Origin of the sequence: Lachnotalea sp. AF33-28 (assembly GCF_003477885.1) — a bacterium.
GTDB lineage: Bacteria > Bacillota > Clostridia > Lachnospirales > Lachnospiraceae > AF33-28.
On sequence record NZ_QUEE01000004.1, the window covers coordinates 56,144 to 69,792 of the forward strand.

Consider the following 13,649-nt stretch of genomic DNA (forward strand, 5'->3'; position numbering starts at 1 on the left):
GAACCAGAAAAGTGTGAGACCTTGAAGCGAATTGCGATTATGCTCCTGCTGATCCTTACATTTGTCATTCCTCTTAAGGCATATGCCAAGGATGAGGCCACCGGAGAAAATACAAATCAGACAACCGAAACTCCAGAAGAATTAAAAAAATTATACGCCCTGTCGGCGGTCCTGATGGATGCAGATACGGGGCGTATTTTATATGAAAAGAACGGACAGGATGAGCTTCCCATGGCCAGCACCACCAAGATCATGACCTGCATCCTGGCGCTGGAGAACGGCAGCCTGGAGGATGAAGTCACCATTTCCGCCTACGCCGCTTCCATGCCCGATGTACAGCTGAATATCCGCCAGGGGGAGCGCTACCGCCTGCTGGATCTGCTGTATTCGATGATGCTGGAAAGCCATAATGACAGCAGCGTGGCAGTAGCCGAACATATCGGCGGCAGTGTGGAAGCGTTTGCAAAGATGATGAACCAGAAAGCCAGGGACTTAGGGTGCTATCAGACGCATTTTGTCACGCCCAACGGGCTGGATGCGGAAGATGAAGGCGGCAGGCACAGTACCACGGCGGAGGACCTGGCCAGAATCATGAGCTACTGCCTGAAAAATGAAAAGTTCCTGGAGATTACCGGAACGCAGAATTACAGTTTCCAGGATCTGGACAAAAAAAGATCGTTTTCCTGCTATAACCACAATGCGCTGCTGTCCATGATGGAAAGCGCGCTTACCGGGAAGACCGGCTTTACCGGGATGGCCGGCTACTGCTATGTGGGCGCGGTGCGGGCTGACGGGCGCACCTTTACTGCCGCGGTGCTCGGATGCGGCTGGCCTCCCCATAAGACCTATAAATGGTCGGATATACGGAAGCTTGTGGACTACGGCATGAGAAATTATGAGGTGAAGGATATTTTTGAATACGGCAGGCAGTTTGAGAACGCGGCGGTGGTAAACGGTCGGTCGGACGAGGTGGGGCTTGTGATGGAGGAAGAGGAGCTTAGCCTGCTGATTGGGGAAAAGGATCAGGTGGAGGTTGTCTATGATGTCCCACAATCCCTGGAGGCGCCGGTGTATGAGCATCAGAACGTGGGCAGCGTCAGATACATAGTGAGCGGCGAAGTCATGAAGGTGTATCCGGTCTATACGGCGGGCGGGGTAGAGAAAGTGGATTATCTGTACTGCCTGCGTCAGATTCTGGAAAAATTTTGTCTGGGTGTGGATGTAATTGACTTGTGGTTTCAGTAAATTTATAGTATGATAAGAAAGTATTCATAAAATATTTATAAACGGAGCGAAATTATGTTAAGTACACTGAGAGGCAAGACATCAAGAGCAACAATAACACGCGTTGTGATCGCCGCGATTATTCTGGCAGCCTGCCTGATCGTCGCAGGGAAATCTTTCCTGGCATTTATAGCGGGACCGGTCCGCATAGAGAGCGGGATGGATTATGAGAACCTGGAAGGGCAGTATGTGAGCTTTGATGCGAAGTACGTCATCGATGAATTTGTGCGCCAGTCAGAGCAGAACACGGACACAAAAGTAAAAAAACTGAAAAACATCGGCTATCTGCTGTATTTCGATGAGGACGCTGTCTTCTTCGGGGCAGAACTGCCCGCTTCCAAGGAATCCGAAATGAACGGTTACATAGACACAACCTGGAGCTGGCTTACGGAGGAAATTGGAGAGGTCGAGGGCAGCAGAACTCTTAGAGGCACCTGGACAGCGCTGGAGGGACAGCGGCTGAAATATTTCAATGAAACGATCACAGAGGATCTGGGAGAGGACTATCTTCAGGCGGCCGTTCCTTATTATATCAATACCAATGCCATCGGATCCAACACCATCTCCTTTACGGTTATGTGGGCGATTGTGGCAGGACTGTCCCTGCTTTATTTGATCTATATACTGGTCCGTCAGTTTACGGGAAGCTATGATAAAAAGCTTAAGAAATATTTAAGCAGACATCCGGAGATGAGCATGGAGACGATCGAGGCGGATTTCCTTCAGGCACAGCTTGTGGGCAAACGTATCTGGGTGGGAGCTCGCTTTACGATCTACATATCGGGTGTGTACGCAGAGATTGTGGATCATGAGGATTTGGTATGGGCTTATTACTACCGCCGTACAGGAAGGCATTCCGAAAGTACGCTGCGCGTATTCAATACCGCAAAAACTATGACGGCCATTGCCGCCTCCCAGACAGAAGCCGAGGCCATTCTGAAAATCTATGCGGATACCCTCCCTAAAATTGTGGTGGGCTATGATAAGGATCTGGAGAAATGTTTCAACAAAGACTTTCAGCATTTTCTGGATATCCGTTACAATGCGGTTTCACAGGGTGCGCCGGTCTCACAGAATGAGCCGGTTTCGCCGGAAAACGGTTCGGAAAACTGATAGCGGAAACAGGCAGAATTATGCAGGATTTTGGTATTGCAATCTATAAAGAATATGCTAAAATGAACAGGGCTGTGATTTGCGGCCCTGTTTTTTTGTTCAATAGGAAAATACGACCTATTGAACAAAAAAACGCTCCGCTTAGGATCGCACTGCGGCGGGAAGGTATTATGTCGCCAGGGCGACCCGCCGCAGGCGGAGAATCCCGCAGGCGGGATTCTCTTTCATTCCTTTGCAGGATCCTTTTTAGCAGGAAAGTACATATTCACGATAAGGGTGGAGAATGAGATGGGAAGAGAAAATAATCTGGGTACGGACGATATCAGAACACTTGTGTTCCGGCTTGCGATCCCTTCCATGCTGGCGCAGTTCGTCAGCGTGCTTTACAGCATTGTGGACAGGATGTATATCGGAAACATTGCGGGATATGGGGAGCAGGCGCTGGCTGCCGTGGGAATCTGCGGGCCGATCGTCACTCTGCTGTCCTCCTTTTCCGCGCTGATCGGCATCGGCGGAGCGCCGTTATTCAGCATCCGCATGGGAAGCGGCAATGAACGCGCGGCCAAGCAGATCATTAACAGCTGCTTTACCATGCTGCTGACGGTTTCGTTTGCGGTAATGCTCGCAGCGTATCTGCTCAAGGACTGGATGATATCCGCTTTCGGAGCGGGAGGGGATATATTTGTTTACGCAGATCAGTATATGACGGTTTATCTGGCAGGCACGGTGTTTGCTATCGTATCTCTGGGGCTGAACCAGTTTATCATCTGTCAGGGCTATGCCAATCTTGGCATGCTTTCGGTGATCATCGGCGCAGCCGCCAACATCGTGCTGGATCCGATCTTTATCTTTGTATTTAAGATGGGAGTGCCCGGCGCGGCCTGGGCCACCATACTGTCCCAGATGTGTTCCTGCCTGTTTGTGCTCAAGGTCCTAACCGGCAGAAAGATTCCGGTCAAGATCGGCTTTGGCCTGAACTGGGAACTGTGCAAGAAGGTGCTGGCGCTGGGCTTTACCCCGTTCATTATCATTGCCTTTGATAATGTGCTGATCATTTCTCTTAATGTGGTTCTTAAAAAGTACGGGGGCGCCAACGAGGGCATGCTGCTCACCTGCGCCACTATCCTCCAGAGTTTTATGCTGATCATCACAATGCCGCTAGGCGGCATCACCGGAGGGACGCAGACCATCCTGGGATATAACTACGGAGCCAGAAACAAGGAGAGAGTGATGAAAGCACAGAAAGAGATTCTAAAGCTCGCCCTGTGCTTTGTGACGGTTATGTTTATCATCGCCCAGTTTTTCTCCCGCTATTTTATCATAATCTTCACAAGGAACCCGGAGTACATAGAGATGACCGAGCGCATTATACGCCTGTATACGCTGGGCATCATTCCGCTGGGCGCTCAGTATACGATTGTAGACGGTTTTACCGGACTTGGGATCGCAAAGATTGCGTTTTCCCTGTCCTTCTTCCGCAAATTCCTGTATTTAAGCGGCGTGTTTCTGCTTCCGCTGTTTTTGGACATCGGCCTGGTTTTTGCCGCCGAGCCTATCAGCGACATCGGCGGAGCGGCTTTCAGCATACTGATCTACTGCCTGACAATAAAGAAAATCCTGAATCGGTCGGCCTCTGTATAAAAGTTACTGTTCACAGTTACCGAGAAATTCCCGCGTATGAGAGGGCTGAGTATGGTCCTCATTGGGACCCGCTCTCGCTCCGTGAAGCGCGCAGCGGTACTAATGCTGTAAAATACACAGCATAAGTACCGGCGGGCTTCAAGGGATCCCTATGAGGACCATACTCAGCCCTCTCATACGCTGCTTTATCGGCAGCGTGTGAGCAGTAACGTATAAAAAGTAACGAATTCGTAAAAAACAGCTTGAATTTTGTACATACAAGTTATACAATTATAATCGGCAGAAATTTGGTTTTATTATTTAAGGGGCAGATTTTCCTTTGGTAAATAAGACCAATTTATGTTATAGCAGTTCGGGCGGTTTTCTGAATCAGGAAGCCGCTGCGAGCACACTACACAATAGAAATTGGAGGACTGCAAAATGAGTAATTCAGCAAGTATGCGGATTGCGAATCTGTTGGATGACGGCAGTTTTGTGGAGCTGGGAAGCTACATAACTGCGAGAAGTACAGATTTTAATCTGCAGCAAAAAGAAACACCTGCGGACGGCTGCCTGACCGGCTACGGTACAATTGAGGGAAACCTTGTTTATGTGTACAGCCAGGATGCGTCCGTGCTTGGTGGTTCTATCGGCGAAATGCACGCGAAGAAAATAGCGAATGTCTATGCACTGGCTATGAAGATGGGAGCACCTGTGATCGGCCTGGTAGACTGTGCCGGACTGCGCCTTCAGGAAGCTACCGATGCGTTGAATGCATTCGGACAGATTTACCTTAGCCAGGTACAGGCGTCCGGCGTGATTCCGCAGATCACTGCGGTATTAGGAACCTGCGGCGGCGGTATGGCGGTAGTCCCGGCTTTGACCGATTTTACATTCATGGAAACTAAGAGTGGTAAGCTTTTCCTCAATTCCCCCAACGCGATTGACGGCAATGAGATATCAAAATGCAATACCTCAAGCGCCGCATGGCAGGAGGAGAATACCGGAGAAGTGGATATGACGGGTGACGAAGCAGACCTTATAAACAGCATCCGTACCCTGATTTCGATACTGCCGGCCAATAATGAAGACGATATGTCCTATGATGAATGCACGGATGATTTAAACCGTGCCTGTGAGAATCTGGAAGCCTTCAAGGGTGACACCGCAGAAGCGCTGGCGGAGATCTCCGACAACCGTTTCTTCTTCGAAGTGAAAAAGGGTTACTGCAAGAGCATGGTGACAGGATTTATCCGTCTGAACGGAACTACGGTAGGCGCGGTAGCCAACCGCAGCGAAGTCCTGGATGAAGAGGGAAATGCTGCCGAAACCTACGATGCTGTATTAAGCGCGGCAGGCTGTGAGAAAGCTGCAAAATTCGTGAATTTCTGCGATGCTTTCGGCATCCCGGTACTGACCCTGGTGAATGTAAAGGGCATGCAGGCATCCATCTGCCAGGAGAAGAAGCTTCCGGCGGCGATGGCGAAGATGACCTATGCGTTTGCCAACGCGACCGTTCCGAAGGTGAGTGTGGTGATCGGTGAAGCATATGGCAGCGCATATGTGGCGATGAACAGCAAGTCCATCGGCGCGGATGTGGTATTTTCATGGCCGGATGCTTCCATCGGCATGATGGATGCGACAAACGCGGTAAAGATCATTTATGCGGACGAAATAAACGCTTCCGAGCAAGCATCCGCTCTGATCAGTGAAAAGGCGGCCGAGTATGCGAATCTGCAGTCCAGCCCTCTTTCCGCGGCCAGAAGGGGATATGTTGACAATATCATTGAACCACAGGATACCAGAAAATATGTGATTGGCGCGTTTGAGATGCTGTTCACAAAGAGAGAGGACCGTCCTGCGAAAAAGCACGGCTCCGTAATGTAAGGGGTGTAATCGATGGATTTAGCACTTATTTTAGAAAAAGCGTTGTTAAATACCCTGTTGGGTATGGGGACCGTCTTTGTTGTGCTGATTTTTATCTGCCTGCTGATCTCCTGCTTTAAATATATTCCTAAACTTCAGGATAAGTTCTCCAAAAAAGCGGCTCCGGAACCTGCAAAAGCGGCTCCTGCGCCCGTAACAGCGGCCTTGGAGGAAGAAGCGGAAGCAGAAGACGATCTGGAGCTGGTAGCGGTGATTACCGCTGCAGTGGCGGCCAGCATGGGCAGCAGCACGGATGGTTTTGTAGTACGTTCAATCAAGCGCGCATCTAACAGAAAATGGTAATCAGAGCATAGGAGGAAATAAAGATGAAAAGTTATACAATCACCGTAAACGGTGTGGCATACGATGTTACTGTTGAAGAAACCGCTGCGGGCGCAGCACCTGCAGCGCCTGCTGTAAAGGCAGCGCCCAAGGCTGCCCCGAAAGCGGCGCCCAAGGCCGCTGCTCCTGCTTCAGGCGCAGGAAATATTAAAGTGACGGCAGGAGCCGCCGGAAAGATCTTTAAGGTAGAAGCAAAGGTTGGCCAGGCGCTCAAAGCCGGCGATACCGTGGTTGTTGTAGAAGCCATGAAAATGGAAATCCCCGTTGTTGCACCGCAGGACGGAACCGTTGCCAGCATTGATGTACACGAAGGCGATGCTGTGGAGGCAGGAGCTTTACTGGCAACCCTGAACTAATCCGTCCGTAAAGCATACTGCCGGATAATTGAAATAACGGAGGTTAAGAAATGGAATACATCATGGATACACTGGGGAATCTCGTGCATCAGACCGCGTTTTTTAATCTGACGGTAGGTAACTACGTCATGATCGCTGTTGCATGTGGTTTTCTGTTCCTGGCAATCAAGAAAGAGTATGAGCCGCTTCTGCTCGTGCCGATTGCCTTCGGTATGTTACTGGTAAATATTTATCCTCCTATTATGGAGGAGGGCGGACTGCTTCACTACTTTTTCCTTTTGGACGAGTGGGGAATCCTGCCGCCGTTAATCTTCATGGGCGTTGGCGCCATGACGGATTTCGGACCGCTGATTGCTAATCCCAAGAGCTTTCTTTTAGGAGCTGCAGCACAGTTCGGTATTTTCGCCGCATACATCGGCGCTATGCTGCTGGGATTTGAGGATAAGGCTGCAGCCGCGATCTCCATCATAGGCGGAGCTGACGGCCCGACCTCCATCTATCTGGCCGGCCAGCTCGGACAGAGCGCTCTGATGGGCCCCATCGCCGTGGCAGCGTACTCCTATATGTCACTGGTGCCGATCATTCAGCCGCCCATCATGAAGCTTCTGACCACAGAAAAGGAAAGAAAGATCAAGATGGAGCAGTTAAGGCCGGTTACCAAGCTGGAAAAGATTCTGTTCCCGATCATAGTAACCATCGTTGTCTGCCTGCTCCTGCCGTCGGTAGCGCCGTTAGTCGGTATGCTGATGCTGGGTAACCTCTTTAAAGAGAGCGGCGTGGTCAGACAGCTGACTGAAACTGCGTCCAACGCGCTGATGTATATCGTTGTTATCCTGCTGGGCACATCCGTAGGCGCTACCACCAGCGCAAGCGCATTCTTAAACGTGACCACGTTAAAGATCGTAGGCCTGGGACTGCTGGCGTTCTGCTTCGGTACGGCGGCCGGCGTGCTGTTTGGCAAGCTGATGTGCAAGGTGACCGGCGGCAAGGTGAACCCGCTGATCGGTTCTGCCGGCGTGTCCGCAGTGCCCATGGCGGCCAGAGTGTCACAGAAGGTGGGCGCGGAAGCGGATCCTACCAACTTCCTGCTGATGCATGCCATGGGACCGAATGTGGCCGGTGTTATCGGTACGGCGGTAGCCGCAGGTACCTTTATGGCTATATTCGGAGTATAACATCGATAAAAGGAGGAGATTAGAATGGCAGAAATAGAAAAGAAGCCGATTAAGATAACAGAGACTGTGCTGCGTGACGCGCACCAGTCCCTGATCGCAACGAGAATGACCACCGAGCAGATGCTGCCCATCGTGGACAAGATGGATAAGGTGGGCTATCATTCCGTAGAGTGCTGGGGAGGCGCTACCTTTGACGCGTCCTTACGTTTCCTGAAGGAAGATCCCTGGGACAGACTTAGGAAGTTAAGGGACGGGTTTAAGAATACAAAACTGCAGATGCTCTTCCGCGGCCAGAACATCCTTGGATACCGTCATTACGCCGATGACGTGGTGGAATACTTCGTACAGAAATCCATCGCCAACGGCATCGACATCATCCGTATTTTTGACTGCTTAAACGACCTTAGAAACCTTCAGACAGCGGTGAACGCGGCGATCAAGGAGAAAGGCCATGCGCAGGTAGCGCTGTCCTATACTCTGGGTGACGCATATACGCTCAATTACTGGGTGGATACCGCAAAAAGAGTGGAGGAGATGGGCGCGCATTCCCTGTGCTTAAAGGATATGGCCGGCCTTCTTACGCCTTATCAGGCCACAGAACTCATCGGTGCGCTGAAGGATGCGGTGAGTATTCCGATCCAGCTGCATACCCATTATACCAGCGGCGTGGCATCCATGACCTATATGAAGGCCGTAGAAGCCGGCGTGGACGTGATCGATACAGCCATGTCTCCGTTCGCTTTGGGAACCAGCCAGCCCGCTACCGAGGTTATGGTGGAAACCTTCAGAGGAACTCCTTACGATACCGGTTTTGACCAGAAGCTGCTGGCGGAGATCGCCGACTATTTCCGTCCGATCCAGGAGAACGCTTTAAAGACCGGCCTGTTAAACCCGAAGGTGATGGGCGTCAATATCAAGACACTGCTTTATCAGGTGCCCGGCGGCATGCTTTCCAACCTGGTGAGTCAGTTAAAGGAGCAGAACGCCGAGGATAAGTACTATGACGTGCTGGAAGAGGTGCCGAGAGTCCGTAAGGATCTGGGTGAGCCTCCGCTTGTAACGCCGTCTTCACAGATCGTAGGAACTCAGGCCGTATTTAACGTGCTGATGGGTGAGCGTTACAAAGTGGCTACAAAGGAAACCAAGGGCATGCTGATGGGAGAATACGGCCAGACCGTTAAGCCTTTTAACCCTGAAGTGCAGAAGAAGGTAATCGGGGATGCGAAGCCGATCACCTGCCGTCCTGCCGACCTGATTCCTCCGGAACTGGACAAAATTGAAGCGGAGATGTCCCAGTGGAAGGAGCAGGATGAAGACGTGCTGACCTATGCTCTGTTCCCGAAGGTTGCCGTGGACTTCTTCAAGTACAGAGCTGCTCAGAAGACCAAAGTCGATCCGACGATGGCGGATGAGAGCAGCAAGGCATATCCGGTTTAATCTCTGATCAATACAAAACTGCTGTGTGACAGACAGGGCAGCGGCCGCGCTTTTTTAGTGCGGACGCTGCTTTTGCGTGATACACCGGGAGCACATTTCGTAACAGTTCACAGGAAAACCACTTTTTTAGTGAGTAATTGCGAAAAACGTATTATAATAAAAGAACAGAATATTCAGGAAAAAGGAAATGCCTTATGAGGAATGTAATCGTGGTTGGCGGCGGGGCTGCCGGCATGGCGGCGGCATATGCCGCCGGTAAGAACAAACACCGTGTAACATTGTTGGAGAAGAATGAAAAGCTTGGCAAAAAGCTGTATATTACCGGAAAAGGACGGTGCAATATCACCAATGCGGGGGATATGGAGGATTTGTTCGCTCATGTGGTCACAAACAGCAAATTCCTCTACAGCGCCTTTTACGGATTTACCAATCAGGATATGATGGAGCTGCTTGAAAAGTATGGGCTTAGGCTGAAGGTGGAGAGAGGCAGCCGCGTGTTTCCGGAATCGGATAAATCTTCCGATGTGATCAAAACACTCTCGGCTGCCCTGAAGGATGCCGGGGTGACGGTGCGCCTTCAAACGGAAGTTAAGGACCTCATAATCCGGGATGGGCGCTGCGCGGGCGTGCTTCTTTTAAACGGAGAAAAGCTGGATGCGGATGCGGTGATTCTGGCGGCGGGCGGCCTGTCCTATCCGGCCACCGGTTCCACCGGTGACGGCTACCGCATGGCGAAGGTGGCCGGACATGAGGTTACCGACCTGCACCCGGGGCTCGTTCCGTTTATATCTTCAGAGAGCTGGATCGGAGAACTTCAGGGACTGTCTTTAAAAAATGTGACGGTGACGATCTGGGACGGAAAAAAGAAGCTGTACCAGGAGATGGGGGAGATGCTGTTCACACATTTTGGAGTGAGCGGCCCCGCGATTTTAAGCGCCAGCAGCCTGGTCGGCAAGCGGCTGAAGAAGGGCCCGCTGATGCTGGGAATCGATCTGAAGCCGGCGCTGAACCATCAGCAGCTGGATGAGCGGATCCTGCGGGATTTTGAGGCGTCAAAGAACAGGCAGTTTAAAAATGCGCTGGATAAACTGTATCCGGCCAGGCTGATCCCTGTAATGATCCGGCGCAGCGGCATACCGGAGGACAAAAAGGTCAATGAGATCACCAGGGAGGAACGCGGACGCCTGGGGGCGCTGACCAAGAACTTTACGGTGGAGCTTACGGGGCTTCGCGGATTCAATGAGGCGATCATCACACAGGGCGGTGTCAGGGTGAAGGAGATCAATCCGTCCACGATGGAATCCAGACTGTTGCCGGGGCTTTATATGGCGGGGGAAATGCTGGATCTGGATGCCTATACGGGAGGGTACAACCTTCAGATCGCCTGGTCCACCGGATGGACGGCGGGCAGCAGTATCTGAATAATTGTAAGGTATTTTTAATTTACATTTAAAAAAAAATATGTAATAATTAGCAACAGGGCAGGATTCTATATTGCTGGAAACGGAGATCATAATGGAGCATAAAACATATCAGATAGCCATTGACGGCCCTGCGGGAGCAGGTAAAAGCACAATCGCCAGGCTGATCGCCGGGAAACTGGGATTTATCTATGTGGACACCGGAGCCATGTACAGAGCGATCGCCCTGCATTTTCTGCGGCAGGGGATAGGGCCGGAGGCGGAAGAAACGGTGGCTGAAGGGCTTGAGGGGATAACTGTGACCATCACCTATGAGGACGGACAGCAGCAGGTCTGGCTGAACGGGGAGAATGTTTCCGGACTCATCCGGACGGAAGAGGTCAGCAATATGGCCTCGGCTGCCAGCAGCAATTCCCTTGTGCGGGAAAAACTGCTGCAGCTGCAGCGGGATCTGGCCTATTCGGAGAATGTAGTGATGGATGGCCGCGATATAGGTACAGTTGTACTGCCGGAGGCGGACATAAAGATCTATCTGACCGCGAGCGTAAAAACTCGTGCAAAACGCAGATATTTGGAATTGACAGATAGGGGAATTCCTTGTAATATAGAGGAAATTGCCGATGATATCACACAGAGAGACTACCGGGACATGAACAGAGCCATTTCTCCCCTGAAGCAGGCCGATGATGCAATCCTGGTGGATTCATCCGACATGACAGTGGATGAGGTTGTGGAGGAGATCCTGTGTATCTGTCAGAAAGCAAAGAGTAACTGTGATGGGTGTCACAGATAGAAAGGAAATACTGTTTGGAAGTACGAGTGGCTAAATCTGCGGGTTTCTGTTTCGGCGTGGAACGCGCCGTGAACAAGGTATATGAACAGGTGAGAACAGGGAAAAAGAATGTTTATACATTCGGCCCGATCATTCACAACGAACAAGTCGTGAAAGACCTGGAAGAGAAGGGAATCCGCGTATTACATTCAAAAGAAGAGCTGACACAGCTGACAGAAGGGACAGTGATCATCAGGTCCCACGGTGTCTGCAGGGAAATTTACGATCTGATGGAAGAACAGGGACTGGAAGTGGTGGACGCCACATGCCCCTTTGTCAGAAAGATTCACCGGATAGTGAAAGAAGATTCCGCCAAGGGAAGAACCATCATCATTATCGGCAACAGCAGTCATCCGGAAGTGGAGGGCATACGCGGCTGGAGCAGCACTCCTGCGGCCGTGGTGGAGACGCCAGAGGACGTGGAAGAGTTGGACTTTTTGCCGGACACGCCGGTGACGATTGTTTCTCAGACGACATTTAACAACAAGAAATTTCAAGATATAGTTGAAAAAATCTTGGAGAAGCGTTATGATAGTATTGTTGTGAACACAATTTGTAATGCTACTTCAGAGCGTCAGACGGAGGCAAAAGCCATCGCATCCGATGTGGAGGCGATGATTGTGATCGGTGGTAAACACAGTTCCAATACGCAGAAGCTCTATGAAATATGTAAAAAAGAATGTAAGAATACTTACTATATACAGACTCTCGAAGACTTGGCAGTTCAGGATTTTCAGGCTGTGCGCACTGTAGGTATTACAGCAGGGGCATCCACCCCAAAGAATATAATTGAGGAGGTTCAGGCTAATGTCAGAGTTAAGTTTTGAACAAATGTTGGACGATTATGAAAAAACAATACGCACTGGGGAGGTTGTCACTGGCAGAGTTATCGCTGTTAAAGAAGACGAAATCGTCTTAAATATAGGTTACAAATCCGATGGCATTATTACCCGCAGCGAGTACACCAACGATAACAACGCGGATCTCACCACCCTTGTAAAGGAAGGCGATGAGCTGGAAGCAAAGGTAGTGAAGGTCAATGACGGCGAGGGCCAGGTGCTGCTGTCCTATAAGAGGCTGGCGGCCGACAGAGGCAACAAGAGGCTGGAAGAGGCGTTTGAGAACAAGGAAGTGCTGACCGCAAAGGTGAGCCAGGTGCTGGTAGGCGGCTTAAGCGTGATCGTAGAGGGCGCCAGGGTATTCATTCCCGCAAGCCTTGTATCCGATGTTTATGAGAAGAATCTGGATAAATATGCAGGACAGGAAATCGAATTTGTAATCACCGAGTTCAATCCCAGAAAGAGAAGGATCATCGGTGACAGAAGACAGCTTCTGGCGGCAAAGAAGGCCGAGATGCAGAAAGCCCTGTTTGAGAGAATTGAGCCCGGCATGACCGTGGAAGGCACCGTAAAGAATGTAACCGATTTCGGCGCATTCATCGATCTGGGCGGAGCGGACGGACTGCTTCATATTTCCGAGATGTCCTGGGGCCGCATTGAGAACCCGAAGAAGGTGTTCAAGGTAGGCGATACCGTTAAGGCATTTATTAAGGAGATCAACGGCGAGAAGATCGCTCTTAGCATGAAATTCCCGGATGAGAATCCTTGGGTTACTGCAGCGGAGAAGTATGCGGTGGGCAATGTAATTGAAGGCAGAGTGGCCCGTATGACCGATTTCGGTGCATTCGTAGAGCTGGAGCCCGGAATTGATGCGCTGCTCCATGTATCACAGATTTCCAGAGCACACGTGGAGAAACCGGCTGACGTGCTGTCCATCGGAGAGGTGATCACCGCCCAGGTAGTGGATTTTAATGAAGAGGGCAGAAAGATCAGCTTAAGCATGAAGGTTCTGGAGAGAAATTCTTCTGAAGATTCCGAAGATGCTTATGATGGGGAGCCCGCTTATACAGAGGAATAATTCCGCATTAGAGTTGGCAGGACGGCTTAAGTGGATACAGAGTTGAAGAATAAGGAGATGGTGTTTCGTGCCGAAATGGCATGAAATACCATTTTTTTAGTATCAGCAGTACCTGATCGACAAAAATGGATAAATTAGCCAGATAAAACGTTGAAATATGTTGCTTTTTGAATATTTATTAAGGAAATCCATTGCCAAGGCCCTGGAAAAATCATATAATAAAAAT

The 13,649-nt window shown here is 50.5% G+C and carries 12 protein-coding genes; all 12 read left to right on the forward strand.

The window, feature by feature from the left end:
* Positions 1-21: 21 nt before the first annotated feature.
* The 12 genes from DWZ56_RS06770 (at position 22) to rpsA (ending at position 13,423) form a co-directional block, all read left to right on the forward strand.
* Positions 22-1,245, forward strand: a complete 1,224-nt coding sequence (locus DWZ56_RS06770; protein WP_330424840.1) for a D-alanyl-D-alanine carboxypeptidase family protein — start codon at positions 22-24, stop codon at positions 1,243-1,245.
* A 54-nt stretch (positions 1,246-1,299) separates the two neighbouring features.
* Positions 1,300-2,397, forward strand: coding sequence for a DUF6709 family protein (locus DWZ56_RS06775; RefSeq protein WP_118555638.1), 1,098 nt, complete (start codon positions 1,300-1,302; stop codon positions 2,395-2,397).
* 288 nt (positions 2,398-2,685) lie between these two features.
* Positions 2,686-4,038 carry an MATE family efflux transporter gene (locus DWZ56_RS06780; protein WP_118555910.1) on the forward strand — a complete coding sequence of 451 codons (1,353 nt, stop codon included), beginning with the start codon at positions 2,686-2,688 and terminating at the stop codon, positions 4,036-4,038.
* Between the two features lie 420 nt (positions 4,039-4,458).
* Positions 4,459-5,904: an acyl-CoA carboxylase subunit beta gene (locus tag DWZ56_RS06785; protein WP_118555639.1), complete on the forward strand. Its 1,446-nt coding sequence runs from the start codon at positions 4,459-4,461 to the stop codon at positions 5,902-5,904.
* A 12-nt stretch (positions 5,905-5,916) separates the two neighbouring features.
* Positions 5,917-6,246 (forward strand): OadG family protein, encoded by a 330-nt coding sequence (locus DWZ56_RS06790; protein ID WP_118555640.1) that lies wholly within the window; start codon positions 5,917-5,919, stop codon positions 6,244-6,246.
* Positions 6,247-6,269: 23 nt separating this feature from the next.
* Complete coding sequence (locus DWZ56_RS06795; RefSeq protein WP_118555641.1) at positions 6,270-6,641, forward strand: biotin/lipoyl-containing protein; 372 nt, start codon at positions 6,270-6,272, stop codon at positions 6,639-6,641.
* Positions 6,642-6,691: 50 nt separating this feature from the next.
* A complete protein-coding gene (locus DWZ56_RS06800; protein WP_118555642.1) occupies positions 6,692-7,816 on the forward strand; it encodes a sodium ion-translocating decarboxylase subunit beta in 1,125 nt (374 codons plus the stop codon).
* A gap of 24 nt (positions 7,817-7,840) precedes the next feature.
* Positions 7,841-9,253, forward strand: coding sequence for an oxaloacetate decarboxylase subunit alpha (locus DWZ56_RS06805; protein WP_118555643.1), 1,413 nt, complete (start codon positions 7,841-7,843; stop codon positions 9,251-9,253).
* Between the two features lie 194 nt (positions 9,254-9,447).
* Positions 9,448-10,674: an NAD(P)/FAD-dependent oxidoreductase gene (locus DWZ56_RS06810; protein ID WP_118555644.1), complete on the forward strand. Its 1,227-nt coding sequence runs from the start codon at positions 9,448-9,450 to the stop codon at positions 10,672-10,674.
* 94 nt (positions 10,675-10,768) lie between these two features.
* Positions 10,769-11,467 carry a (d)CMP kinase gene (cmk, locus tag DWZ56_RS06815; RefSeq protein WP_118555912.1) on the forward strand — a complete coding sequence of 233 codons (699 nt, stop codon included), beginning with the start codon at positions 10,769-10,771 and terminating at the stop codon, positions 11,465-11,467.
* A 14-nt stretch (positions 11,468-11,481) separates the two neighbouring features.
* Positions 11,482-12,333, forward strand: coding sequence for a 4-hydroxy-3-methylbut-2-enyl diphosphate reductase (gene ispH / locus DWZ56_RS06820; RefSeq protein ID WP_118555645.1), 852 nt, complete (start codon positions 11,482-11,484; stop codon positions 12,331-12,333).
* On the forward strand, positions 12,314-13,423 hold the full coding sequence (gene rpsA / locus DWZ56_RS06825) for a 30S ribosomal protein S1 (protein WP_118555646.1): 1,110 nt from the start codon (positions 12,314-12,316) through the stop codon (positions 13,421-13,423). Before ispH ends, rpsA begins: the two co-directional genes overlap by 20 nt.
* Positions 13,424-13,649 lie beyond the last annotated feature (226 nt).

Bases quoted from the DNA above. Each gene is read 5' to 3' on its own strand.
- rpsA (WP_118555646.1), top strand. From the start codon at position 12,314: ATGTCAGAGTTAAGTTTTGAACAAATGTTGGACGATTATGAAAAAACA.
- DWZ56_RS06780 (WP_118555910.1), top strand. From the start codon at position 2,686: ATGGGAAGAGAAAATAATCTGGGTACGGACGATATCAGAACACTTGTG.
- DWZ56_RS06810 (WP_118555644.1), top strand. From the start codon at position 9,448: ATGAGGAATGTAATCGTGGTTGGCGGCGGGGCTGCCGGCATGGCGGCG.
- DWZ56_RS06800 (WP_118555642.1), top strand. From the start codon at position 6,692: ATGGAATACATCATGGATACACTGGGGAATCTCGTGCATCAGACCGCG.
- DWZ56_RS06790 (WP_118555640.1), top strand. From the start codon at position 5,917: ATGGATTTAGCACTTATTTTAGAAAAAGCGTTGTTAAATACCCTGTTG.
- DWZ56_RS06785 (WP_118555639.1), top strand. From the start codon at position 4,459: ATGAGTAATTCAGCAAGTATGCGGATTGCGAATCTGTTGGATGACGGC.
- DWZ56_RS06805 (WP_118555643.1), top strand. From the start codon at position 7,841: ATGGCAGAAATAGAAAAGAAGCCGATTAAGATAACAGAGACTGTGCTG.
- DWZ56_RS06775 (WP_118555638.1), top strand. From the start codon at position 1,300: ATGTTAAGTACACTGAGAGGCAAGACATCAAGAGCAACAATAACACGC.
- cmk (WP_118555912.1), top strand. From the start codon at position 10,769: ATGGAGCATAAAACATATCAGATAGCCATTGACGGCCCTGCGGGAGCA.
- DWZ56_RS06795 (WP_118555641.1), top strand. From the start codon at position 6,270: ATGAAAAGTTATACAATCACCGTAAACGGTGTGGCATACGATGTTACT.